The following is a 22225-nucleotide window of genomic DNA, read 5'->3' as shown; positions in this document are numbered from 1 at the left end:
CCCCGGTTCACCAACCGGTGAGCAGCAGGTGGTTGACCGCGAGCGCCGTGGCCGCCTGGGCGGCCAGCCAGGCCCGGTGGTGGCGGTCCGGCAGGAGGGCGGCGGCCGGGACGAGCCACAGCACGAACGGCAGCCAGATGCGTTCGGTCTCGCCCTTGCTCATCCCCGACAGGGTCGCGGCCACGACCGCGCCGAGGGCGGCGGCCACCAGCAGGGCCGTCGTGGCGTCCTCCCGGGACGGCGCCCGGCGCAGGCCGCGCACCGCCCCGGGCAGGCGCGCCAGGGCCCGGCGCAGGCCCGCCGCCGTCGCGAGCCCGGTCGTCAGGCACGCCACGGCCAGGTTCGCCCAGACCCAGTAGCCGTAGGGCCGCACCGACGCGAACCCCTGGTAGTAGCGCTCCACGAGCAGGTGGTAGCCCTCCCACCACCGGAAACCGGCCGCCGTGAAGGCCGCGGCGACGGCCAGGGCGCCCAGCAGCGCGTAGGGCAGGGGGCGCGCGGTCCGCGCGCACAGGAGCACCGCCACGGCCGGGATTCCGATGAGGACGAGCCCGTAGGACAGGTACACCGACCACCCCAGGAGCAGACCGGCCGCCAGCGCGGTGGCGCGCGGCGCACGCGCGTCGGGCGCCGCGGCCACGGCGAGCAGGGCCAGGCCCCACGCGGTGACCGCCGCGAAGTACCCGTCCGCCGACGTGCCCACCCACACCGCGGCGGGCAGCAGCACGAGGAACGGGGCCGCCCGGCGCGCCGCCGACTCCGCGCCGAGCGCGCGCATCGCGACCAGGACCGCGGCGGCGGCCGAGCCGCCGACCACGACGCACCACATCCCGGCCCACGCCCCGCCGCCCAGGCCGATCCGGTCCAGCGCGACGAAGGTCAGGACGGCGCCCGGGGGGTGTCCGGCCACGTGCGTGGGCCAGTTGTCGGGCTGCCCGATGAGGATGTGCCGGGTGAACGTGCTCAGCGCCGCGCCCACGTCCTGGAAGCGGTCCACCGAGGACAGGTACTCGTGGGGCGACAGCATGCGGCTGACGATCCCGCGCCGCCAGCCGTCGACCAGCGCGAGCGCGGTGGTCCAGAGCACGGACGAGGCCCAGACCGCCCACACCAGGGCGCGCCAGGGCAGGGCCCGCGCCGCCGCGGGACCGCAGGCCGCCACCACAACGGCCAGGGCCAGGGCGGGGACCGTACCGGGCCCCGTGTGCGGGAACCAGGACGCGTACAGCGGCGGCCAGTCCACGTGCAGGACGCCGTGGGCGCGCTCGATGCGGGTGCCGAGGACGGCGGCCGCCGTGAAGAGGAGCGCGGCCAGGGCCGCCGCGGACAGGTCGGCGCGCAGTCCCGTCCGGGAGGCGCCGACCGCGCCCCGGGCGTCGCACTGGTGGAGTCCGGGCCGCGTCACGCCGTCACCGCGGGGCGGGCGCGCCCCGGCGCCGGGTTGTCCCGCGGCGCGCGCAGCGCCGCGAACCGGCGCCCCCGCACCTGCCAGGCCTCCGACCACTCCCACCCGCTCTCCCGCGCGCACCACCGCAGGGCGCGGGGCCCGATCCGCGCCCACGGGAACGGGGAGCCCGGTTCACCCCGGCCGTCGGTGACCTGCACCGTCACGCACTCGTGGACCTCGTGGGCTGCCGTCTCGACGATGAGCAGGCCGCCGGGCAGCACGACCTCCCGCATGCGGGCGAGCAGGTCCCCGGGGGCTCCGCCGATACCGATGTTGCCGTCCACCAGCAGCGCGGTACGCCAGGCCCCCTCGCCGGGCAGGGGGTCGAACACCGAGGCGCACACCGCCCGGCCGCCCGCCTCGACCGCGCGCGACACGGCCACGGGGTTCATGTCCACGCCCAGCGCCCGGCGGCCCCGGGCGGCGAGCGCGACCACCATGCGCCCGGGGCCGCACCCGGCGTCCAGCGTGTCGCCCTCGCAGCGCTCCAGCACGCTCTCGTCCGCGGCGTCGGTCCCCCCGCACCAGCGTTCGACGTCCAGGCGCAGCATCCACCCGTCGGGCCGTCGCAGGAAGAGGGGACCGCGGCCGTCGGCGAGCGCCCGCGAGTAGGGGTCGCACAGCCACGGGGCCGGCCTCGTGTCGATCCCGGTCTCGGTCGCGCTCACCGCCGACACCCCGCTCTGGCGAGTTCGACCGCCCTGCCGAAGCGGCTGCCGGGGACGAGCGAGGCCACCAGCGCGGCGTCGCGGGGCGTGTCCACGTCCGTGAGCACGTCCAAGTCGCGCACGCGCAGCCCGGCCCCGACCAGTCGCGCTCGCTGGAACCGCCCGGTGTGCCGCGTGGACATCGGGACGCCGCGCAGCAGGCGGGGGTCGGGGTCGGCCAGGCCGAGCGCCCAGAAGCCCCCGTCCTCGCTCGGGCCGAACCACGCGTCGGCGCGCTCCCAGGCGTCCGGGGCCAGGGCGGGCCCCAGGAGTTCCCCGCTCACCTGGGGGGTGTCCATACCGATCAGCAGGGAGGGGCCCGAGCACCGGGCGAACGCGTGCGCGAGCCGTTCGTCGAGCCCGCCGCCCGACTGCGGGACCACCTCGAACCCCGGCGGGAGCCAGGGTCCGGGCCGCCCCGCCAGCACCAGGAGCCTTCTGCTGGCGGGGAGGGAGCGCACCGTGTGCAGGGTGTCGGCCAGGGCGGCCTCGGCGACCGCGGCGGCCTCCCTCGGCGAGTACTCGGGGGTCAGCCGTGTCTTGACCCGTCCGGGGACGGGTTCCTTGGCGATCACCATCAGGGTGGTCCCCCCTGAGGGGAGGTCGGGGTCACCGGCCCGGGTCATGGCCGCCCTCCCCTCGCGCGCACTCCCTCCGGGCCCGGCGGCTCGCGCAGCACCGCCGTCATGTCGCGCACGGCGGTCCACGTGCCGCGCCACGTCCCCGTCACCTTGGAGGCCCCCGACCTGGGCAGGTAGGGGACGTCCACCTCGTCGACCCGCCACCCGGCGTCGGCGGCGCGCACGACCGTCTCCAGCGGGTAGCCCGAGCGCCGGTCGGTCATCCCCAGTTTGAGCAGGTCCACCCTGCGGGCGGCGCGCATCGGACCGATGTCGCGCACCCGCACCCCGGTCCGCGAGCGCAGCATCCGCGCGACGACGGCGTTGCCGATCCTGGCGTGCGCCGGCCAGACCCCCCGGCGGACGGGGCGCCGCCTGCCCAGGACCAGGTCCGCCCCGCCGACCCGCACCCGTTCGACCATCTCCGGGAGCAGGGCGGGGTCCAGGGAGGCGTCGCAGTCGCAGAAGCAGACGAACTCGGCGGTCGCGGCGGACAGGCCCGCGTGGCACGCCGCGCCGAACCCCCTGCGCGGTTCGGAGACGACGAGGGCCCCCAGCTCCGCGGCGATGCCCGCCGAGCCGTCCGTGGACCCGTTGTCCACGACGATCGCCCGCCACCCCGGTGGGACGCGTTCGACGACCCAGGGCAGGGCGGACGCCTCGTCCAGACAGGGCAGCACCACGTCGACCGGTGGCGGCGGGTCGCCGCCCGCCGTGTCGGGCGGCGCCTGCGCCGGTTCGTCCTGGCCGTACTCGTGTGGTTCTGTACTCACTCTGGTTACGCTACGAAGTCAGGTGGACACAGGCCGGGAAAGGCGGTCGCGACACGCGGACGCCTCGGCCTCCGGCGCCGCCGAACCGGTCGAACCTCGCAGTTCGGCGCGGGCGAACTCGGCCATCCCCTCGGCGAAGCCGACCCTGGGCCGCCAGGACAGCTCCCGCCTCAGCCGGTCGGAGGAGGCGGTGATGTGCCGGACGTCGCCGAGCCGGTACTCGCCGGTGACCACGGGTTCGGGACCGCCGTGCGCGTCCGCCAGCGCCCGGGCCATCTCGCCGATGGTGTGCGGGGTCCCGCTGCCGGTGTTGAAGGCGGACAGCTCACCCGGGGCCCTGCCCGCGACGGCCTCCAGGGCCGCCACGTTGGCCCGCGCCACGTCGCCCACGTGCACGAAGTCGCGCCGCTGGCGGCCGTCCTCGAACACGCGGGGCGCCTCGCCCCGGGCCAGCGCCGAGCGGAAGAAGGAGGCCACGCCCGCGTACGGGGTGTCGCGCGGCATCCCCGGCCCGTACACGTTGTGGTAGCGCAGCGACACCGCGCGTCCGCCGACGGACCGGGCCCACGCCGCGCACAGGTGCTCCTGCGCCAGCTTCGTGGTGGCGTAGACGTTGCGCGGGTCGCTCGGCGCGTCCTCCCCCACCAGACCGGGCACGAGCGGGGCCGCGCACCGGGGGCACGGCGGATCGAACACCCCCGCCCGCAGGTCCGCCTCCGCCCTCGGGCCGGGACGGACGTCGCCGTGCTCGGGGCACGTGTAGCGCCCCTCCCCGTAGACGACCATCGAACCGGCCATGACGATGTCGCGGACGCCGGTCCCGGCCATGGCGGCCAGCAGGACCGCCGTGCCCAGGTCGTTGCAGCGGACGTAGTCGGGGGCGTCCAGGAAGTCCGCGGAGCCCAGCCCCACCATCGCCGCCTGGTGGCAGACCGCGTCCACGCCCCGCAGGGCGCGTTCGACGATCTCGCCGTCCCGGACGTCGCCCACGACGTCCACGGTTCTGTGCTCGGTGTCCCTCCCGGTGTGGGCCTGGGGCAGGTAGGCGTCGAGGGTGACCGCCTCGTGCCCGGCCAGGCGGAGTTCCTCCGCGACCCTCGATCCGATGAACCCGGCACCACCCGTGACCAGTACGCGCATGGACCCAACCTACGTTTCGCGCACGCTCCGTCACGGGTTGCGCCACGCGCGTCGGCGCCGATCCGCCGACGCGCGTGGCGGCCCGCAGGGGAGGACGGGTTCACAGCAGCGTGGACCAGTAGGTCCAGAACGCCTGGGCGACGGCGCCGACGACCGCCAGCGCCCACACGGTGAGCACGACGGTGTGGTTGCGGGCCAGCAGGTCCAGGGGTCCGGCTGCCCACGCCGGCGCGGGCAGGTGCGCGGAGCGCACGTTGTGCAGGGTGACGTACCAGAAGAGCGGGACCGTCACCGCCCACACGACCACGCAGTACGGGCACAGCGCGCCGATGCGGTACAGGCTCTGGAAGATCAGCCAGTGCACGAAGACGGCGCCGAACACCACGCCCGCCTGGAGCCCGAGCCAGAACCAGCGGTCCAGGCGCGCCCCGGCGGCCAGCGCCGCGCCGACGGTGGTGACCACGGCGAAGCAGACCACGCCGATGACCGGGTTGGGCACGCCGAGGACCTCGGCCTGCGGGGCGGCCATGACGGTGCCGCAGGAGAGCACCGGGTCGAGGCTGCACGCGGGCACGTGCCCGGGGTCGGCCAGCACCCGGATCTTCTCCACCAGCAGGGCCAGGGCCGCGAGCAGCCCGGCGCCGCCGCCCAGGGTGAGCAGCCAGGGCAGGGCCCGGCTGATGACGGGTGTGGCGGCCCCGGGCGGGGACGCCGCGGCGCGGCGGGGCGCGGTCGGGGCGCTCAACCCTCCAGCTCCCGGTCGATCATCGCCGAGAGCGTCTCGTAGCTGGGCATGCTCGGGGTGGGGCGGCCGTTGACGAAGATGGTCGGGGTGCCCCGCACGCCCAGGGCGACGCCGTCCCGGAAGTCGGACCGCACGCGCTCCAGCGTGGCGGGGTCCTCCACGGCCCGGACGAACTCCTCCGTGTCCAGGCCCAGGTCCTCGGCGAAGCCGACGAACACCTCGGCCTTGGTGTCCCGGGACTCGCCCCATTCGGCCTGGGTCTCGTACATCCGGACGTACATCTGTTCCAGCGCGCCCTGCTGGGCGGCGGCCTCCACGGCCGCGGCGGCGGGCTCGGCGTTGGTGTGCCCGGGCATGGGGAAGTAGCGGATGACCGTGTTGATCCGCCCGTCGTAGTCCTCGCGGATCCGTTCCATGACGGGGAACTGGGCGCGGCAGGCCTCGCACTCGAAGTCGAGGAACTCCACGACCGTCACCGGTGCCTCCTCCACCCGGTCGAGGTGGCGGCTGTCCTCGCGGACCAGGAGCCCGGCCGGTGCGGTGGGTGCGGCCTGCGGGTCGGCGGAGCCGTCCGGGGCCGCGGGGGCGGTGCCGCCCCGGTCGTCGAGGGCGATGAGGAGGCCCAGTCCGATGACGGCGACCATGATCAGGCCGAGGGTGATGCCGAGGTTCTTGCTCATGTGGGTGTCCTGGGGTGCGGGGCGCGGCGGAGCGCGCCCGGGGAGACGGTCATGGGGAGGGGCCGCGCGGGGCGCGGCTGGGGCCCCTCGCGCGGGGCGCGGGGAGGGGGCGGGTGACCGTGTCCTAGACCCGTTGGACGCAGAGCAGGGTCAGCAGCCCGTACCCGTGGGGTGCCAGGGGCGGGCGGCTGACGGGGCGCGGGGCCGGTCCCGGCCGCGGGGCCAGCAGAAGCGCGAGGACCAGGGCGACGCCGAGCGCGACGAGGAACAGGGGCGGCGCGGTGGGCAGTCCGTGTCCCTCGGTCACCTCGCACGCGTGCGCGGTCTGCGGGGCCGGGGCCGGGGCCGCGTCGGTGACCGCGGCGGCCTCCCGGGACCGCTCCGGACAGTCGGCCGTGGCAGCGGTGGACGCGGCGGCCGTGGCAGCGGGAACGGCCTGGGCGACCGGGCCCGTGCTGTGGCACAGCGCGCACATGAAGCACATGAGCACCAGCGCGACCAGCGGCACCGCGAGGGTGCGCTGTCGCCGCGTGGAGGTGTGCCGGTCCATGCCAGGAACTGTAGCGGTGGTGCCGCCGGGGCCTTCGGCGGCCACGGGATAGGGGGGACCGCCACGGGTCCTGACGGCGGGCCCCTGGCCCGGACGCGCCTCCTGCGAGCAGGACTCCGACAGGCGCGAACCGCTCGTCGGGCTTCCCCCGGGTCGGCGCGCGGACCTCGCGGCCGTCTCGGCCCCGCGGCGGCGCGGCCGCCCCGGGGCGGCCCACCGGGCCGGGCCCTGCCCTCCGGCCCCGCTCCGGGCGGGCGCGCGGCCCGTTCGCGCCGTGCGCGCCGTGCGGTGTCCGCTGACTGGCGCGGCGTCAGTCGTGGAAGGGTTCGCCCGTGACGACGTGGTCGGCGTGGTTGAGCGCCTCCAGCACCAGGCGGCGCAGATGGCCGTCGCGCAGCTGGTAGATGGCGTGCCGGGACTCCTTGCGGAATTCCACCAGACCGGCCAGGCGCAGTTTGGCCAGGTGCTGGGAGACCGCGGTGCGCGACGCTCCGCAGGCCTCGGTCAGCTGGCCCACGTCCGCCTCTCCCCCGGCCAGGGTCCACAGCAGGTGCAGTCGGGTGGGGTCGGCCAGCAGGGCGAACACGCTCGCGGCCACGGCGAGCCGCTCGGGTTCGGGCGGAGCCGGGTGCACGCGGCTGGGGACGGCCTGCTCGTCGCTGGTGCGCATGTGCGCAGTCTAGGGCCCGGAGGAGGGAGGACCCCGCGACATATGACATCATGTGCGTACTTGCGCACACATATGGTGCGCCTGGTCGTGTTCTCCCTTCTCCGGGTGGTGGTCGTGGTGTGGCGGGTGCTGACGGACTTCGCGTCCTACCGCAGGTTGTTCTACGCCCAGGTCGCGGCGCTGGCGGGCACCGGGCTGGCCACGGTCGCCCTGGCGCTGCTGGCCTACGAGCTGGCTCCGGGCCGGGCGGGGCAGGTGGTGGCCACCGCCCTGACCGTCAAGATGCTCGCCTACGTGGGCGCGGGGCCGTTGCTGACCGCGGCCCTGGCCCGGACCCCGCGCAAGGCGGTGCTGGTGGGCTCGGACGCGGTGCGCGCCCTGGCGGTGGCCTGTCTGCCGTTCGTGGACCAGGTCTGGCAGGTGTACGCGCTCATCGCCGTGCTCCAGTGCGCCTCGGCGACCTTCACCCCCACCTTCCAGGCGGTCATACCCGAACTGGTGGACGACCGCGGCTACACCTCGGCGCTGGCCCTGTCCCGGCTGGCCTACGACCTGGAGGCGCTGGCCTCGCCGCTGCTGGCCGCTCTCGTGCTGCTCGCGGTGCCCTTCGACGGCCTGTTCGCGCTGACCGCGCTCGGCTTCGCCGTCTCCGCCGCCCTGGTGGCCACCACCGCCCTGCCCGCCCCGACCCCCGGGTCGCGGAGTCCGCGCCGGGCCGCGGCGAGCTGGCGGGCCTTCGGCACCGACCGGCGCCTGCTGGCGCTGACGGCGTTGAACACGGCGGTGGCCGTGGTCACCGCCCTGGTCCTGGTCGACACCGTCGTCCTCGTCCGCTCCCACCTGGGCGGCGGCGACACCGCCGTGGCGCTGGTGCTGGCCTGCTTCGGCGGCGGTTCCATGGCGGTGGCGCTGGCGCTGGGGGCTCTGGTGGAGCGGTTCGGCACGCGCGCGCTCATGCTCACCGGTCCCGGCGTCCTCACGGCGGGAGCGGCGGCCCTGGCGCTGGGCTGGGCCCTGGCGCCGGGACCGCTGGTGCTCGGCGCGGGGTGGGCGGTGCTGGGCGCGGGGTGCGCGCTGGTGTCCGCGCCCACGGGGCGACTGCTGCGCGAGGCCGCTCCCGAGGGCGCGCTGGCGGGGGTATTCGCCGCCCAGTTCTCGCTCTCCCACGCCTGCTTCCTGCTCACCTACCCGCTGGCCGGGTGGGCCGGGGGCCTGGAACCGGTCCTGGTGCTGGGCGGCGCCGGGGTGCTCACGGGCGCGTGCGCCCTGGCGGCGGCGGGCCTGTGGCGCCCCGGCGCGGTCACCGCGGACCCCTCCCCCGCGGCCGGGGACCGCTGACGCCCCCGCCGCCCCGGCCCGCCCTTGAGGCGGCGGGAGGGGCGCGGGGGACGTCGCGGCGGCGTTCAGCGGCCGGTCCTGCCGTCCACCAGTTCACGGAGGATGTCCAGGTGCCCGGCGTGGCGGCCGGTCTCCTCGATCATGTGCACGAGCGCCCACCGCATCGACGGGGCGGATCCGTTCCGGCGCCCCGCGTGCGCGGGCCCGCCGAGGTCGTCGCAGTCGGCTATGGCACGGTCGGCGGCGGCCACGGCCGCGCGGTATCCCTCCAGAACGCCCGCCGTGGTCTCGCCGGTGTCGGCGTGGAACGTGGCCTGCCAGTCGCTGACCTCCTCGCCGAGGAAGAGGGCGCGCTCGACGTGGGCCAGGTGCTTGACCAGGCCGAGCAGGTTCGTGCCGGACGCGACGCCCGGAGTGCGCACGTGCTGCTCCGGCGCGCCGTCCAGCTTGGTGAGGACGCTCTCGCGCAGGTAGGCCAGGAACCCCGTGAGGACCTCCTTCTCCGCGGACCCCGTCCTGGGCGGGGGCTGGTCGCGTCGGCGCGAGGGTGTCTCGGCCGTCCTCGTGGAACCCTTCGGCGTCGCCCCCGTGCGGCGCCGGGCCACCACCACGTTGTCGCTCACCCGTGCGCTGCGGCCGTCGGGGCCGTGGGCCAGCCGCGAACGCCGCTCGCACACGAGGCCGGTCCAGTCCGCGCCCAGGTCCAGCGACCGCCACAGCTCCTCGGGGGCGGGGAAGTCGTCGCGCTGTTCCCAGGACCAGGGCGCACTGGACGCGTGGTCGATCACGACCAGCAGCCCGCCCCCGCCCACCGACCGCGAGACCCGGCGCAGCACGGCGTCACGGTCGATGTCCACCGGCGTGTGGAAGTAGTTCGCGTAGACCAGGTCCCACGGTCCGGCGTCGGGCACCGACAGCGCCAGGTCGTGGCGCCGCGTGGTGAGGCGGTCCTCCACCCCGGCCCGGCGGGCCCGCTCGGCCAGCACGGCCAGGGCGTGTTCCGCGACGTCGACGGCCGTGACGTCCCATCCCCGGCCCGCCAGCCACAGGGCGTCCCCGCCCCGGCCGCAGGCGAGTTCGAGGGCGCGGCGCGCGTCCGCCCCGCGCTCCGGTTCCGGCGGTGGCACCAGGGCCAGTTCCCCGGCGAGGCGGGCGAAGGCCGCGTTGGGGCCGGGCGGCGGCGTCGAGGGGTCCTCACCCCGGTAGTGGGGTTCCCAGAACTCCCGGCTGGGCGAGGTGTCCTTGTCTGTCTCCATGGACGCCAGTGTTCGCGCCGCCGGGGCCGCCGGGCCAGCTCTCGTGCAGAACTGCAAAAGCACGTGCGCGCGGCGCGCCCCCGGTGGTCCCGGTCCTCTCCCCCGGCGGCCGCGCCTCCGGCGTGCCGGTCGCGGAGCCGCCGCGAGCGGGTGCCCGGCCGCTCCGCGCGAGCGCCCCCTCAGGTCCCGTGCAGGTGGACGCGTTCGCCCTGGGTGCCGAAGATCGCGATGGTCTCCGCCGGTTCGTGCTCGGCGGGGTTGCCGATCCAGTGCGGGGTCCGGGTGTCGAACTCGGCCGCCTCCCCCGCGCCCAGCAGCAGGTCCTGCTCGGTGCCGAGGACCAGCCGGATGGTTCCCGAGAGCACGTAGAACCACTCGTGTCCTTCGTGTGTGCGCGGCTCGGGCGGCGGCAGCGTCCGCGCGGGCGGGTAGAGGACCTTGTACGCCTGGACCCCGCCCGCGCGCCGGGTGAGCGGGACGAACGTCAGGCCGAAGCGGCGTACCGGGTGCAGGTGCACCCGCGGATCGCCCACCCTGGGCGCGTCCACCAGTTCGTCGATGGGCACCCGGTACACGCGCGAGAGCGGGAGCAGCTGGCCCAGGGTCGGCTGCACCCGCCCGGTCTCCAGGCGCGACAGCGTGCTCGGGGTGACCCCGGTGCGCTCCGACAGCTCGGCGAGGGTCAGCCGCGCGCGGTTGCGCAGGCGCCGCAGCCGCGCGCCCACGGCGCGCAGCACCTCGGCGTCGCCCTCGTCGGCACGGTGGTTCCCGCTCTCATCCATATCCGCAAACTACCGCGCGGCGGCCCGCGCGCACCACGGCCGCTCCGGCTCCGCCCTTCCGTGCCCGGCCGGGCGGAGCCCCGCCTTCACGGGTCACCACCACCCGTGCATGCGGGCCCTCTCCTCCACGTCCATGTAGTCCTCGACGTCCTGGTTGGCGATGGCCAGGTTGACCAGCATGATCCCGGCCTTCTCGGGGACGAGCCGGAAGGTGCGCCCCACGTGCTCCTCCAGCGGGACGACCAGGAGCCGGTGCTCCGGATCGCTCATGGCGGCCCGGTCCGCCACCAGCAGGGCGTCCGCGACGCCCTCCTCGGAGTCCTCCGGATCGGCGCGTACCAGCGACATCAGCTGCTCGGGGGTGGCGCCCTCGAACACCGGGTCGTCCACGACCCCGACGTAGTCACCGAAGTCGTCGATCGGATTCCCGTAGCCCGGCCCCGGACGGTACACGGTGTCCAGGAGCGCGGTCCAGGCGGCCTCGTCGGTGAAGTCGGTGCGCACGAGCAGGCCGTCGTTGACGTGGGTGAGCGGGGGCAGGGGCCGGGCCGGGGGCTCGTAGCGGGGCGGGACGTCCAGGGCCTCCAGGTGGGCGCCCACGGGGTCGGGGAGACCGGCCTCCCAGTCCTCCACCGTCTCGTCCTCCTCGGTCTCCCACTCGGGTTCGGCCGGGGCCCACTCCTCGAAGTCGTCCAGGACCGTGTCCAGGTCCTGGCAGTGCATCACCAGGTAGGTCAGGGCCGCCTGGCGGGGCGTGATCCGGAACACCTCCCCGCCGGTGCCGCGGAACGCCAGCAGCGGGCGCGGACCGGCGTTGGCCGCGGTCCTGTCGTTGGCGAGCAGGACCACGTCCGGGACCCACGCCCCGTCCCGGTCCAGGGCCTCACCCACCTCCTCGGGGGTGGCGCCCCGCCAGGCGGGGTCGTCCACCACGACCAGGCGCCGGGGAACGGGGGCCTCCGACGCCGCGGGGACCTGCTGGCCGGGGGCGGGCGCCACCAGACCGGGCAGCTCGCCCATCCGGGAGAGCACGTCCTCCCAGGCCTCGTCGTCGTGGTCGGTGCGCAGGAGCAGCATCCCGGGCACGTGCGACGCGTCGTCGGCGGGCGGCAGGGGCAGGGCGGGACGGTCCATCAGGGGGTACCTCGCGGTGGTCGTGGCGTACGGATTCCTCCGTTTTATCGGAGGTCTGCGACAGAACGGCGCCCTCTCGCCCAGGGGCCCCGGACCGGTACGCGGTGCCTCAATTAGGCGCTCCGCACATCTTGTGGCGGCACACCGCTACACATAGCATCGACCCGACCCCACCGGGTCACCAAGCAACATCAGCACCCTCACCCCCGGGAGACCCCCATGCTGAGACGCGTCCTCTTGCCCGTCCTGATCGCCCTGAGCGCCCTCGCGCTGACACTGGTGGGCACCGCGCCGGCCACCGCCGCGCCCGCGGAGCAGAGCCAGCCGCTGCGCCAGACCGTCCTGTACTACGACGCCAGCCGGGCCGCGGAGTACACCTCCGCCGTCGCCTCGGCCGTGAACGTGTGGAACTCCAGCGTCAGCAACGTGCGCCTGGAACCGGCCTCGGCCGGACGGCGCGCCGAGATCCGGATCGTCGCCGACGACGGCTGGCCCCGCGCCCACCTGGGCCCGGTGCGCCCGGGCGGACAGGTCACCGTCTGGATGGGCCGCCAGGGCACCGCCCAGGGCTACGACGCGGTGCGCATCGCCGCGCACGAACTCGGCCACAGCCTGGGCCTGCCCGACGTCAAGCCCGGCCCGTGCTCGTCGCTGATGTCGGGCTCCACCGGCGGCGTGAACTGCACCAGCCGTTACCCCAACGCCTCCGAGCGCTCGCGGGTGGAGGCCAACTACGGCAGCGGCCTGAGCGGCCAGCGCGCCGCCGACGGACAGCTCCTGGTCGACCGCTTCTGAGCCGACCGCGCCCGCGCGGGCGCCCCGGCTCCGAACCCGACGGCCCCGGGCGCCGGTCCGCTCCGGCGGGCCGACGCCCGAGTCGTCGCACACCCCGTCGCGCCCGGACGGGACCGGCCCTCGCGGGCAGCGGGGCCCCGCCCGCCGGGGCCGCCGCCAACCGCGCGGCCGTCCGCCTCCGCACGGTGCCACCGCGCCTCCGGCGGAGGGCGGGGTCGCCCCGCGCGGCCGGAAAAGGGCCTCCTCCGGACCGAACCGGGCGTATCCGCCTCGGTCATCCCGCGCGCGGCCGGAGGAGGGGGACCAGAGGACAGCGGTCACCGACCAGGCGGCACACCAGGGCCAGGGCCGCCAGACCCGCCGCCACGGCGACCAGGACCGCGCCGAGGGGGTCGAAGAGCCCCTGGATCAGCACGAACACCCCCGTGAGCAGCACGAAGCCGCCGGACCCCTTGCGCAGGGCGGCTTCGGGCACGCGGGAGGTCAGGCGCACCCCGACGAGTGAACCGGCCACCGCGAGCGCGCTGACCGCGCCGAGCAGGGCCCAGTCCGGGCTCACGGCGGTCAGGTAACCGGTGAGTCCGGCGAAGGACTTCATGCCGATCACGAGCAGGGAGGTGCCCACGGCGGCCGGCATGGCCAGTCCGCCCAGCAGCACCAGGGCGGGCACGACGAGGAACCCTCCTCCGGCGCCGACCAGCCCGGTGACCGCGCCGATCACCACCCCGTCCAGGACGACGCGTCCCAGCGGCGGCGCCACGGCGGCCGGCCCCCGGCCGGGGGTCGCGCTCCCGCCCCGGAGCATGGCCAGGGCGGTCGCGACCATCATGAGGGCGAAGGCGGTCATCAACAGGGCGCCCGGGACGTGCGCCCCGACCACGCCGCCCACGAAGGCCCCCGCCATCCCGGCGGCTCCGAACACCAGCCCGGTACGCCAGCGCACGTTTCCCGCACGTGCGTGCGCGAGCGCGCCGACGAGCGAGGTGACGCCCACGACGAACAGGGACGCGGCGATGGCCTCCTTGGGGTCCATGCCCGCGACGTAGGTCAGCAGCGGCACCATCAGGATGGAACCGCCTCCGCCGAGCAGTCCGAGCGCGAGCCCCACCACCGCGGCGAGGCCCAGGGCGAGGACGATCTGAAACTCCATGTTGACTCCGCTTCCGTGGCTCGCCGCCGCGGGTGCGGGCGGCCGATGGCTCGGGGATGATGGGGCGGGGGCGGTCCGGACGACGCGGGGGCCGTCCGGACGGCGCGGGGGCGGCTCCCGCCCACGCGCGCTCCGCTGCGGGGGGCGGCGGGAGCGCGGCCCCGCCGTGTGCCTCAGTCGGCACCAGCGCGCACCGGCGCGTCCCGGTCCCGCTTCCAGTCCTCCCAGGCGCCGTAACCCCGATCGAGTTCGACGACGTCGTATCCCGCTCGGCGCAGAGCCGAGGCCGCCACGGAACTGCGGGCGCCCGACTGGCAGTAGCTCACGATGGTGCCGTCGGTCGGCAGCGCGTCGAGGTTCCACAGCACACGGCCCGCGCTGAGCTGCTGCGAACCGGGGATGTGCCCCTCGGCGTGCTCGCCCCTGGTGCGCACGTCCAGCAGGAGCGCGGCACCGGCCTGTTCGAGTTCCTCGGGGGTGACGCGCGGCGGCACGGTCCTCGGCAGGCCCTCTGTGCTGGTCGTGTAACCGGACACGCGGTCGATGCCGACCCGCAACAGGTGGTCGCGCACCCGGCGGGCGGTGTCCCCGTCCTCGGCGAGCAGCACCAGGGGGCGGGTTTCGGACTCGGGGTCGTGGGCCCAGGCCCCGAAGGTCGCGGCCTTGTCCGGGCCCGGGATGTTCAGCGCCCCCGCCACGGTGCCCCGGTGGACCTCGACGTGGGGCCGGGTGTCGACGAGGACGCTCCCGCCCTCGTGCAGGGACCTGCCGACCTCCTCGTCGGAGAGCGCGGGCGGCGGGGCGAGGCGGCCCAGGACCCGGGGCCCCTCCCTGTTCTGGCGCTTCATCCGCGCGAAGTAGGCGTGGGCGTCGGGCTGTCCGTCGAGCAGTTCCGCGACGAAGCCCTCCATGTCGTCGGCGCGCAGGTAGGGACCCCACCAGGCGTTGAGCCGCTCGTATCCGACCGTGGTGGCCGGAAGAGCGCCGAGGGCCTTGCCGCAGGCGCTGCCCGCCCCGTGTCCGGGAAGGACCTGGACGTGGTCCGGCAGGTTCAGGAACACCCGGCGCAGGCTCTCGAAGAGCTGGCGGGCGCCCTCGAACCGGGTGCCGCTCCCCCCGGCGGCCTCGTCGAGCAGGTCGGGACGGCCCAGGTCGCCGGCGAAGACGAAGTCACCCGAGAGCAGGTAGCCGGGGTCGCGGCTGAACGCCCCGTCCGTCACCAGGAAGGAGAGGTGCTCGGGCGTGTGCCCGGGGGTGTGGCTCGCGCGGACCGTGATGTTGCCGACGGTGATGGCGTCACCGTCGAGCAGCCGTTCGGCGTCGAACCCGTACTGCCAGTCCCGGCCGCCCTCGCCGGAGACGTACGCGGTGGCGCCGGTGGCCGCGGCGAGTTCGCGGGTGCCGGAGAGGTAGTCGGCGTGGATGTGGGTCTCGGTCACGGCGACGATGCGTATGCCGTGTGCGCGGGCCAGTCCGAGGTAGTCGTCGATGTCGCGGCGGGCGTCGACCACGACGGCCTCTCCGCTGGCCTGACAGCCGACGAAGTAGCCGGCCTGGGCGAGGTCGTCGTCGTAGAGGCGTTCCAGCAGCATGTTCTGCTCCTTGTCCGGTGGGTGCTGTGTGGTGTGTCAGCCCTGGTCAGATACTGGGGGGAGTATCCAGAGGGCAGAAGGCGGCCCTGTTCACGTGCGCTCATCGACCAGCGCCGATGCGGGCCAGGGAGTCCTCGATGTCGACCTCCTCGCTCGGCCGGTTGTAGGGAAGGCGGGACAGGGCCATGCCCATGGCGCAGGTGTCGGTGACGGCGGCGAAGACCAGCCCCGCACCGACGACACCGGCGACCGCCACCGCCGGGAACCACATCAGGGAGGCGAGCACCGAGCCCAGGACGATGCCGCCTGCCACCAGTCGGACCTGGCGTTCCAGCGCCCATCTCTCGCGGCCGCGCTCCAGGGGCGCCCCCTGCGCCTCCCAGGCGTTCATGCCGCCCTCCAGCACGACCGTGTCGCCCAGGCCCGCCCCCGCCAACGTGTTCCGGCACCGCCCGGCCCGCTTGCCGGAGCGGCAGACCAGGACGAGGCGGCCGCCCGCGCCGGCGACGATGCGCTCCAGGTGGGCGTCCACCTGCTCCAGCGGCAGGTTGACGGCCCCCGGGATGTGTGAGCCCTCGTATTCGGCGGGGGTGCGCACGTCGACGATCAGGGCGCGGGGGTCGGTTTCGAGCAGTACGCGCACGGCGCGCACGTCGATGCCGTGGTCACTCATGTGTTTCCTTCCTTCGGTGGTGTGGGAGTGGATCTGGATACACCCGGGGGTATCCAGTGGACGGACCGGGACTCCGGACGCGCGGGAACACGGACTACCCGATATCGCCCCCACATACTGGGGGGAGTATCCAGAAGTCATGGAGACGCTCCGGTCGAGGCCGGAGGGGGACTCCGCGCGAAAGGCGGCGCGCGAGCGCCCGACACCCGGTCGGCGCCCACGAACCCTCAGGCCAGGGCCAGGAACAGCTTCTCCAGCTCCTCCTCGGTGAGCTCGGGCTCCTCGCCCCGCTCGCGTGCGGTGTTGCAGTGCCGCATGCCGCTCGCGACGATCTTGAACCCCGCCCGGTCCAGGGCCCGGGAGACCGCGGCCAGCTGCTGGAGGACGGCGGCGCAGTCCTCCCCCGCCTCCATCATCGAGATGACACCGGAGAGCTGGCCCTGCGCGCGCTTGAGTCGCGTGATGGCGTCGCCCACCATTTCAGGCTTCATCTGGTCTCCTTCCGCCCGTGCCCCCACCATACCCCCGGGTGTATCCGCGCGGCCAGTCGCGTAGGTCACACCGGCACCAGGAGCCCGCGCACGAACCGGTGAACACCCACCACAGGATCCGCCCGTCCCGCCCTGTTCGGAGGTGCGCCCCGTTCCGGGACCTGATCAGCGAGTGGAGGACGGCAACGTGCGATGCGCCGGGAACCCCGCGACTTTCACAGAAGACTCTCATAACCGGTGACGAGTGCGGTCAGGGTGAACCTCATCCGGGCGTCGACACCGGGCAACCCTGCTTCGAGGGCCTTGTTCACCAAGGGCAGGTCGGCACTTCCGGGAACAGGGTCGCCGGAGTTCTCGTCCTGCTTGGTCAGGTGTTGTCCGAGCACGGACGAGGCCGTCACGTGCACGATGGTCAGGGCGGTCCCAGCGGAGAAACCCGCCGTGGTGAGGATACACAGGAGGCCTTCGAGTTCGCGAAGGTTCCGGCTGGTCAGGGCAGGGCGGGTGGCGAAGAGGGTGGCCACCCCCGGATGGGCGAGCAGGCCTCGGTGCAAATCGAGCGCATAACCGGTGATCGCCTCCTGCCACGAGTCTGAAGCCTCGGGTTCACGGATCGACTCGGCGAGGACGTGTTCGACGATGGCGTCTTCCAGCGCCTCCTTGTTGCGCACGTGGTGGTAGAGGGTCATCGCCTCCACGCCGAGCTCACGCGCCAGCCGCCGCATGGACAGCGCGGCGACTCCTTCGGCGTCGACCAGTCCCACGGCGGTTCGCAGTACCTGGCGCCGGCTCAGACCGGCGTGCTTGCCCTGGACGCGCGTTCGGCTCATGCCATCCCTCGATTGACCTCTCTTACGCCGTAAGAGTAGCATCAAACCGTCTCATACACCGTAAGAGAGGTGATGCGCCATGTCAGCCGAGAAGCAGGGCCCCCGCAACGGGGGCGGTGGGAACCTCACACAGGCGTTGCGGATCGGCGCCGGTTTGCAGGTGGTGTGCATCCTGCTGCCGGTCCTGGACCTGTGGCTCCTCGGGTCGGTGGAGCGACACGTACTGGCCGCCTACCCCCAGTGGGACGCCGCCGAGATAGCCGCCGAACGGACAGCGATCATCCTCTACCTGGTGATCGTCGGCGCGACAGGGCTCTTGGGATGGCTCTTCACCCTGGCGGCGGTTCGGCGTGGATGGTGGGAACGCGGAGTGGTCACGGCCCTGTTCACGGTCGGCATGGGAGTGCTCATCCTCAGCGCCGGGGCCGAAGGTGGAGCATACGACCGGATCGTTCCCCTGTGGTTGGGCCTGACCCTGCTCTGCCTCCTCGCCCTCCCGGGGGTCACTGCGCTGGTCGCCGTCTGGCACGGAACGGACCGATGATGCCGACAAGCGTCTCCGCGCGTTTTCTCCCCCTGGCGGTCGCCGCGCTGGCGGTCATCGGCTTCGTCTCGGTACTGGTCAGTTCGGTCACGTCGATGGCGCTCACCGCCCTGGCGGAGGCTCTCGGGACCTCCATGAGTTCGATCGTGTGGGTCACGACGGTCTTCTTGTTGACGGCAGGACTGGCGCTCCCCTTCGCCGGGTGGGCCGTGGACCGATTCGGCGGCCTCCCGGTACTGCTGGTGGGCCTCGCGGTTTTCGCGGCGGGTGCGCTGGGAAGCGGATCGGCGGTGACGTTCGAACAGCTCATCGCGGCACGCGCCGTGCAGGGGCTCGGCGGCGGAGTCCTGGAGCCCGCCTGCCTGGCCTTGATCTCGCAGATCACCGACCGCAGACGCATCGGCGCGGTCATGGGGCTGATGTCCATGGTGATCAACCTCGCCCCGGCGGTCGGACCCGTCATCGGCGCCGCCCTGTTGTCCGCCGCGGGTTGGCGCAGCGTCTTCCTCTTCGCCGTACCGCCCATACTCCTGGCTGGCGTACTCCTGGCTCTTTCCCTGGGTCAGCGGAGAACGTCCCCCGGCACCGACCCATCAGCCGCAGGGGCAGCTCAGGCCCACCGGTTCGACCTTGCCGGCCTGGCCCTGCTCGGTCTCGGCTTCACCGCAAGCCTGTTCGCCATCGGTCGGCTCTCCGCTGGAACGCCATGGTCAACGCTCACCGCGGGTGTGCTGGGCGCACTGCTGCTGACCGCCTACGTCCGGCGTTCTCTGCGCGTACCCGCGCCGATCATCGACCCGCGGCTCTTCACCGACCGTCGCTTCTCCGGAGCCGCCGCGATCATGGGTATGGGTGGCGTGCTGCTGTTCTCCATACTCACTCTCGTGCCCCTGCTGGCCGCACGGTCATGGAGTCTCAGCGGGCTCACCCAGGCGGTGCCGCTGGCGGCCTTCGGAACGGGGATGCTGGTGTCGATGAGCGTCGCCGGAGCGCTCTCGGACCGCGTCGGATCCCGAAGGATCGTCACCACCGCAGCGGCCTGTTCAGCGGGTTCCCTGGCTCTCCTGGCGGCCTGCGCGCAACTCCTGCCCTCCCCCGCGTTGGTGTGCACGCTCCTCCTGTGCCTTACCGGCCTGTCGTTCGGAGCGGTTTCCGCCCCGACTTTCGCCAGCGTTTACCGCGTACTCCCGGAAGCGACGGTCGGGAGCGGCACCACGGCCGTCCTGCTCGTCGTTCAGCTCGGCTCGGCACTCGGCGTCACCGGGATCGGATCCCTGGTCGGTGCTGTGGGCAGTCGTTCCCACACAACCGTGCTCGTGCTGCTCGCGGGGCTCATGCTCACAGCAGCCGGTGTCGCCGCGCTGGCCCTCTCCCGGGAGGCGAGTACGCGACACGCCGGTGATCGGACCACGCGGTAGAGAGGTCCAACCGCCGGGTCCCAACGCGTCCACGGCATCTTCGGCCCGGTTGACCGCCGACACCGAGATGAGGAAACGCCAGTTCAGATGGGTCGGAACCGTGGAGCTGTCCGGGGTCGGTGGCGGCAGGCCGCCCCCGCACCGCCCGCCGGCTCCGGACGCCCCACCGGGTCCTGACCCCCACACTGTGAGGAACCGTCTGTTCCCACCCGTGCTGGAAAGGCCTTCCACCCTTGCCGACCCTCTTCTCCAAGATCATCGCCGGTGACCTCCCCGGACACTTCGTGTGGAAGGACCCCGAGGTCGTGGCCTTCCTGTCCATCGCCCCGCTCCGGCCGGGCCACACCCTGGTCGTCCCCCGAACGGAGGTCGACCACTGGACCGATGCCGACCCCGCCCTTCTGACCAGGTGCATGGAAGTGGCCCAGGCCGTCGGCCAGGGCGTTCGCGCCGCCTGGAACGCGCCCCGCGCCGGGCTGCTCGTCGCGGGCTTCGAGGTGCCGCACATGCACGTCCACGTGGCCCCCGTCTGGGGCATGTCCGACTTCGACCTCAGCGGCGTCGAGACCGAGACGGACCACAGCGTCCTCGACCGCTCGGCCGAGCGGCTGCGTACCGCCCTCCGGGAACTGGGGTTCGACCACGCCGTCGCGCCCAGGGACTGACGCCCCTCACGGCGCGGAGGGCTACTCCTCGCCGTGAGGCGTGTAGAGCATGATCCAGTGGTCCCGCTCGGGGTCGTGGAGCACCTCGATCTCGAAGCGGGACCACCCCTGGGTCGGGTGGCGCATCTGTTTGACCGCGGACCTCGAAACGCCGACCTCCCCCTCCTCCCAGTGGTCGCGAAAGCTCTGGCTGGTCGCGGTGAGCTCGGCGAGCAGGGCGCGGAGGTAGGCGTCGCCGGGGTACCGGCTCAGCGCCGTCCGGAGTTCGGCGGCCGCCACCCGCAGGAACCGGTCCGCGCCCTCGCCCCCGAGCAGCTGCGCGAGCACGTCGGTCGTGAAGGCCTGGTAGGCGATGTTGCGCTCGAACGGACCGCCGCCGGTCAGGGACCCCAGCAGCTCCTGCGCGGCCTTGTTGCGGGCGAGGAGGTCGAGCCGCCCGTCGTGCACGGTGACCGGCATCGTCTCGTCCAGGCCGCGCAGCAGACGCAGCAGCCCGGGGCGGATGACCGAGGAGGGGGAGGCCGGTTCGGGCGGGGGCTCGCCCCCCAGCCGGAAGAGGTGGTCGCGTTCGGCGTCCGAGAGCCCGAACGCCCGGGCCAGCGAGGAGAGGATCTCACGTGAGGGGCGGGGCGCCCGGCCCTGTTCCAGGCGCGTGTAGTACTCCACCGAGATACCCGCGATGTCGGAGACCTCCTGGCGGCGAAGCCCCGGAACCCGCCGACGGGACACCCGCACACCGCCCCGGGGCTCCGGAGGGCTCATCGCGGCCCTGCGCCGCCGCAGGTACTCCCCGAACTCGGTCCGATCGCTGCTCGACATACCCCCCATTGTCCCCGCCCCGCGCCCCGTGCCGTCGGGCGAGCCTGGTCCTGCCGGTACCACCCTCGACGCGGTCTTCCTCCCCCGCCCGGCGCCCCGGATCATCGAGAGCACACCGCACCGGGCGGGCCGGGTCCGCCCGGAGCGCGCGGCGGAACACGACGATCGGAGACCCTCATGCACGACCAGAAGCTGACCCCCGCCGCCCACGCCACCCACGCCGGACTCGCCGTCGCCCGGGAGTTCATCCGCGCCGTCGAGGCCAAGGACATCGACGCCGTGGCCCGGACCCTGGCCGAGGACGCGCGGCAGCTGTTCATGCACGCCCGGGGCGCCACGACCCCCGAGGGCGTCACGGACATCATCGAGGGGCGCACACGGGGCCTGTGCGTCGCGGACGTCAAGGGCAGGAGCGAGGTCCTGGCCTACACGGGCGCGCTGTTCGACAAGTTCGCCCCGCTGCGGTGGCGCGACCAGGCGTGGCGCGTCTCGCCCGACGGCCGCCAGCTCTTCTTCCACGGCGTCGGCGACATGGTCGTCGCGCGCACGGGCCGGCCCTACCGCAACACCTACGTGACGCGGTTCGACGTCGAGGACGGCCGGATCGTCCTCATGGCCGAGTACGGGAACGCGCTCATGTACGCCGGTCTGGGCGTGCGCCCGAACGGGGCCGAGTTCCGGGCCCTGCTGCGCGCGGTCGGACGCATGGTCTCGCCACGGCTGTCCGCCCGGTCGGGCCGGTAACCCTCCCGCCCCGCCCCGAACGGGCGGGGCGCGCCCCTGTCCCCAGTCGCCCCGGACATGGGGCCGCCCGGTGACCGGCTCACCCGGCGGGCGGGGTCAGTCCGTTGCGCCCAGCCGGGAGATCTCCTTGCTCACCGCGCGAAACCCCTGTTCGAGGGCGCGCAGGTCCTCCATGGGCAGGCCCATGAGGATGTCGTCGCGAAAGGGCCGCGCCACCATCAGCCGCCGCACGACCGAGGCGCCCAGGGGTGTGGCGCGGAGGCGGCGGACGCGCTGGTCGTCGGGGTCGGCCGAGCGCTCGGCTACGCCGTGGGCCACGAGCCGGTCGAGCACGCCCGACATTGACGCCATGGAGACGCCGAACGACTCCGACAGCCCCCTGCCCGTCGCGCCCTCCTTGGTGGTGACCAGGACCATGAGCACCCTGAGCTGCTGGATGGTGAGGTCCATCGACAGCAGGTTCTGCAGGAGGGCGGCCATCACGGTCTCCTCCATCATCCCGTTCAGGGCCTGGATCTCGCGCACGATGCGTTCGCGTTCGTGTTCGCCCTGTTCGGTCGCCTGTTGCCGCATAGCCGCCATGATAGAGCGCCGCGACGGGCGCCCCCCGGCCCCAAATACTTAGCCTGATGCTAAGCTTTTGGCGCACGGTTCAACGACAC

The 22225-nt window shown here is 74.1% G+C and carries 25 protein-coding genes; 6 read left to right on the top strand and 19 right to left on the bottom strand.

Annotation, left to right across the window (positions count from 1 at the left end):
* Nucleotides 1-7: 7 nt before the first annotated feature.
* The 9 genes from EV372_RS23030 to EV372_RS22990 form a co-directional block, all read right to left on the bottom strand.
* On the bottom strand, nt 8-1405 hold the full coding sequence (locus EV372_RS23030; RefSeq protein WP_130397727.1) for a hypothetical protein: 1398 nt from the start codon (nt 1403-1405) through the stop codon (nt 8-10).
* Nucleotides 1402-2115, bottom strand: a complete 714-nt coding sequence (locus tag EV372_RS23025; protein ID WP_253793035.1) for a class I SAM-dependent methyltransferase — start codon at nt 2113-2115, stop codon at nt 1402-1404. Before EV372_RS23025 ends, EV372_RS23030 begins: the two co-directional genes overlap by 4 nt.
* A complete protein-coding gene (locus tag EV372_RS23020; RefSeq protein ID WP_130397725.1) occupies nt 2112-2780 on the bottom strand; it encodes a TIGR04282 family arsenosugar biosynthesis glycosyltransferase in 669 nt (222 codons plus the stop codon). The genes EV372_RS23025 and EV372_RS23020 overlap by 4 nt, the downstream gene beginning before the upstream one ends.
* Nucleotides 2777-3547, bottom strand: coding sequence for a glycosyltransferase family 2 protein (locus tag EV372_RS23015; protein ID WP_130397724.1), 771 nt, complete (start codon nt 3545-3547; stop codon nt 2777-2779). The genes EV372_RS23020 and EV372_RS23015 overlap by 4 nt, the downstream gene beginning before the upstream one ends.
* A gap of 18 nt (nt 3548-3565) precedes the next feature.
* Nucleotides 3566-4687, bottom strand: coding sequence for an NAD-dependent epimerase/dehydratase family protein (locus tag EV372_RS23010; protein ID WP_130397723.1), 1122 nt, complete (start codon nt 4685-4687; stop codon nt 3566-3568).
* 100 nt (nt 4688-4787) lie between these two features.
* Complete coding sequence (locus EV372_RS23005; protein WP_130397722.1) at nt 4788-5432, bottom strand: vitamin K epoxide reductase family protein; 645 nt, start codon at nt 5430-5432, stop codon at nt 4788-4790.
* Nucleotides 5429-6112, bottom strand: coding sequence for a DsbA family protein (locus EV372_RS23000; RefSeq protein WP_130397721.1), 684 nt, complete (start codon nt 6110-6112; stop codon nt 5429-5431). The genes EV372_RS23005 and EV372_RS23000 overlap by 4 nt, the downstream gene beginning before the upstream one ends.
* Nucleotides 6113-6236: 124 nt before the next feature.
* A complete protein-coding gene (locus EV372_RS22995) occupies nt 6237-6662 on the bottom strand; it encodes a hypothetical protein (protein ID WP_130397720.1) in 426 nt (141 codons plus the stop codon).
* A gap of 310 nt (nt 6663-6972) precedes the next feature.
* Entirely contained in the window at nt 6973-7332 is a 360-nt protein-coding gene (locus EV372_RS22990; protein WP_013152750.1) for an ArsR/SmtB family transcription factor, read from the bottom strand.
* Nucleotides 7333-7392: 60 nt separating this feature from the next.
* Between EV372_RS22990 and EV372_RS22985 the strand changes: the two genes are divergently transcribed.
* Nucleotides 7393-8670: an MFS transporter gene (locus tag EV372_RS22985; RefSeq protein WP_253793025.1), complete on the top strand. Its 1278-nt coding sequence runs from the start codon at nt 7393-7395 to the stop codon at nt 8668-8670.
* A gap of 65 nt (nt 8671-8735) precedes the next feature.
* Here EV372_RS22985 and EV372_RS22980 read toward each other — a convergent pair whose 3' ends face one another.
* The 3 genes from EV372_RS22980 to EV372_RS22970 all read right to left on the bottom strand — a co-directional run bounded on the left by EV372_RS22980 (nt 8736) and on the right by EV372_RS22970 (nt 11842).
* Entirely contained in the window at nt 8736-9926 is a 1191-nt protein-coding gene (locus EV372_RS22980; RefSeq protein ID WP_130397718.1) for a mycothiol transferase, read from the bottom strand.
* A gap of 179 nt (nt 9927-10105) precedes the next feature.
* Nucleotides 10106-10708, bottom strand: a complete 603-nt coding sequence (locus EV372_RS22975; protein WP_130397717.1) for a helix-turn-helix domain-containing protein — start codon at nt 10706-10708, stop codon at nt 10106-10108.
* Nucleotides 10709-10801: 93 nt separating this feature from the next.
* Nucleotides 10802-11842 carry a DUF6924 domain-containing protein gene (locus EV372_RS22970; protein ID WP_130397716.1) on the bottom strand — a complete coding sequence of 347 codons (1041 nt, stop codon included), beginning with the start codon at nt 11840-11842 and terminating at the stop codon, nt 10802-10804.
* 219 nt (nt 11843-12061) lie between these two features.
* Between EV372_RS22970 and EV372_RS22965 the strand changes: the two genes are divergently transcribed.
* Nucleotides 12062-12637 (top strand): snapalysin family zinc-dependent metalloprotease, encoded by a 576-nt coding sequence (locus tag EV372_RS22965; protein WP_019611327.1) that lies wholly within the window; start codon nt 12062-12064, stop codon nt 12635-12637.
* Nucleotides 12638-12911: 274 nt separating this feature from the next.
* Here the strand turns inward: EV372_RS22965 and EV372_RS22960 are convergent, their stop codons facing one another.
* The 5 genes from EV372_RS22960 to EV372_RS22940 form a co-directional block, all read right to left on the bottom strand.
* Entirely contained in the window at nt 12912-13787 is an 876-nt protein-coding gene (locus tag EV372_RS22960) for a sulfite exporter TauE/SafE family protein (protein WP_130397715.1), read from the bottom strand.
* Nucleotides 13788-13960: 173 nt separating this feature from the next.
* Nucleotides 13961-15379 (bottom strand): MBL fold metallo-hydrolase, encoded by a 1419-nt coding sequence (locus tag EV372_RS22955; RefSeq protein WP_130397714.1) that lies wholly within the window; start codon nt 15377-15379, stop codon nt 13961-13963.
* A 100-nt stretch (nt 15380-15479) separates the two neighbouring features.
* Nucleotides 15480-16052, bottom strand: a complete 573-nt coding sequence (locus EV372_RS22950; protein WP_130397713.1) for a rhodanese-like domain-containing protein — start codon at nt 16050-16052, stop codon at nt 15480-15482.
* A 227-nt stretch (nt 16053-16279) separates the two neighbouring features.
* Nucleotides 16280-16531 (bottom strand): metal-sensitive transcriptional regulator, encoded by a 252-nt coding sequence (locus EV372_RS22945; protein WP_019611331.1) that lies wholly within the window; start codon nt 16529-16531, stop codon nt 16280-16282.
* A gap of 227 nt (nt 16532-16758) precedes the next feature.
* On the bottom strand, nt 16759-17373 hold the full coding sequence (locus EV372_RS22940) for a TetR/AcrR family transcriptional regulator C-terminal domain-containing protein (RefSeq protein WP_130397712.1): 615 nt from the start codon (nt 17371-17373) through the stop codon (nt 16759-16761).
* Between the two features lie 79 nt (nt 17374-17452).
* On the opposite strand from EV372_RS22940, the gene EV372_RS22935 reads away from it, so the two are divergent.
* From EV372_RS22935 to EV372_RS22925, 3 genes are all read left to right on the top strand, one after another.
* On the top strand, nt 17453-17917 hold the full coding sequence (locus EV372_RS22935) for a hypothetical protein (RefSeq protein ID WP_130397711.1): 465 nt from the start codon (nt 17453-17455) through the stop codon (nt 17915-17917).
* Nucleotides 17914-19335, top strand: a complete 1422-nt coding sequence (locus EV372_RS22930; protein WP_130397710.1) for an MFS transporter — start codon at nt 17914-17916, stop codon at nt 19333-19335. The genes EV372_RS22935 and EV372_RS22930 overlap by 4 nt, the downstream gene beginning before the upstream one ends.
* A gap of 233 nt (nt 19336-19568) precedes the next feature.
* Nucleotides 19569-20000, top strand: coding sequence for an HIT family protein (locus tag EV372_RS22925; RefSeq protein ID WP_019611334.1), 432 nt, complete (start codon nt 19569-19571; stop codon nt 19998-20000).
* Nucleotides 20001-20021: 21 nt separating this feature from the next.
* Here the strand turns inward: EV372_RS22925 and EV372_RS22920 are convergent, their stop codons facing one another.
* The gene (locus EV372_RS22920) at nt 20022-20819 is read right to left on the bottom strand and encodes a helix-turn-helix transcriptional regulator (protein WP_019611335.1); all 798 of its coding nucleotides are present in this window, start codon (nt 20817-20819) and stop codon (nt 20022-20024) included.
* Nucleotides 20820-20996: 177 nt separating this feature from the next.
* Here EV372_RS22920 and EV372_RS22915 point away from each other — a divergent pair, with 177 nt between their 5' ends.
* Entirely contained in the window at nt 20997-21563 is a 567-nt protein-coding gene (locus EV372_RS22915; RefSeq protein WP_130397709.1) for a nuclear transport factor 2 family protein, read from the top strand.
* 96 nt (nt 21564-21659) lie between these two features.
* Here EV372_RS22915 and EV372_RS22910 read toward each other — a convergent pair whose 3' ends face one another.
* On the bottom strand, nt 21660-22136 hold the full coding sequence (locus EV372_RS22910; RefSeq protein ID WP_019611337.1) for a MarR family winged helix-turn-helix transcriptional regulator: 477 nt from the start codon (nt 22134-22136) through the stop codon (nt 21660-21662).
* Nucleotides 22137-22225: the final 89 nt, after the last annotated feature.

The organism is Nocardiopsis sp. CNZ308 (genome assembly GCF_004217075.1).
Note: the sequence above shows the minus strand (reverse complement) of the source record. Positions and strands in the feature narration are given on the sequence as shown.

Excerpts from the sequence above, each read along its gene's own strand:
- EV372_RS22960 (WP_130397715.1), bottom strand. The coding sequence starts at position 13,787 with ATGGAGTTTCAGATCGTCCTCGCCCTGGGCCTCGCCGCGGTGGTGGGG.
- EV372_RS22945 (WP_019611331.1), bottom strand. The coding sequence starts at position 16,531 with ATGGTGGGCGACGCCATCACGCGACTCAAGCGCGCGCAGGGCCAGCTC.
- EV372_RS22935 (WP_130397711.1), top strand. The coding sequence starts at position 17,453 with ATGTCAGCCGAGAAGCAGGGCCCCCGCAACGGGGGCGGTGGGAACCTC.
- EV372_RS22910 (WP_019611337.1), bottom strand. The coding sequence starts at position 22,136 with ATGCGGCAACAGGCGACCGAACAGGGCGAACACGAACGCGAACGCATC.
- EV372_RS23010 (WP_130397723.1), bottom strand. The coding sequence starts at position 4,687 with ATGCGCGTACTGGTCACGGGTGGTGCCGGGTTCATCGGATCGAGGGTC.
- EV372_RS22930 (WP_130397710.1), top strand. The coding sequence starts at position 17,914 with ATGATGCCGACAAGCGTCTCCGCGCGTTTTCTCCCCCTGGCGGTCGCC.
- EV372_RS22915 (WP_130397709.1), top strand. The coding sequence starts at position 20,997 with ATGCACGACCAGAAGCTGACCCCCGCCGCCCACGCCACCCACGCCGGA.
- EV372_RS22950 (WP_130397713.1), bottom strand. The coding sequence starts at position 16,052 with ATGAGTGACCACGGCATCGACGTGCGCGCCGTGCGCGTACTGCTCGAA.
- EV372_RS22920 (WP_019611335.1), bottom strand. The coding sequence starts at position 20,819 with ATGTCGAGCAGCGATCGGACCGAGTTCGGGGAGTACCTGCGGCGGCGC.
- EV372_RS22990 (WP_013152750.1), bottom strand. The coding sequence starts at position 7,332 with ATGCGCACCAGCGACGAGCAGGCCGTCCCCAGCCGCGTGCACCCGGCT.
- EV372_RS22970 (WP_130397716.1), bottom strand. The coding sequence starts at position 11,842 with ATGGACCGTCCCGCCCTGCCCCTGCCGCCCGCCGACGACGCGTCGCAC.
- EV372_RS22965 (WP_019611327.1), top strand. The coding sequence starts at position 12,062 with ATGCTGAGACGCGTCCTCTTGCCCGTCCTGATCGCCCTGAGCGCCCTC.
- EV372_RS22980 (WP_130397718.1), bottom strand. The coding sequence starts at position 9,926 with ATGGAGACAGACAAGGACACCTCGCCCAGCCGGGAGTTCTGGGAACCC.
- EV372_RS22940 (WP_130397712.1), bottom strand. The coding sequence starts at position 17,373 with ATGAGCCGAACGCGCGTCCAGGGCAAGCACGCCGGTCTGAGCCGGCGC.
- EV372_RS22995 (WP_130397720.1), bottom strand. The coding sequence starts at position 6,662 with ATGGACCGGCACACCTCCACGCGGCGACAGCGCACCCTCGCGGTGCCG.
- EV372_RS22975 (WP_130397717.1), bottom strand. The coding sequence starts at position 10,708 with ATGGATGAGAGCGGGAACCACCGTGCCGACGAGGGCGACGCCGAGGTG.
- EV372_RS22955 (WP_130397714.1), bottom strand. The coding sequence starts at position 15,379 with ATGCTGCTGGAACGCCTCTACGACGACGACCTCGCCCAGGCCGGCTAC.
- EV372_RS23020 (WP_130397725.1), bottom strand. The coding sequence starts at position 2,780 with ATGACCCGGGCCGGTGACCCCGACCTCCCCTCAGGGGGGACCACCCTG.
- EV372_RS23000 (WP_130397721.1), bottom strand. The coding sequence starts at position 6,112 with ATGAGCAAGAACCTCGGCATCACCCTCGGCCTGATCATGGTCGCCGTC.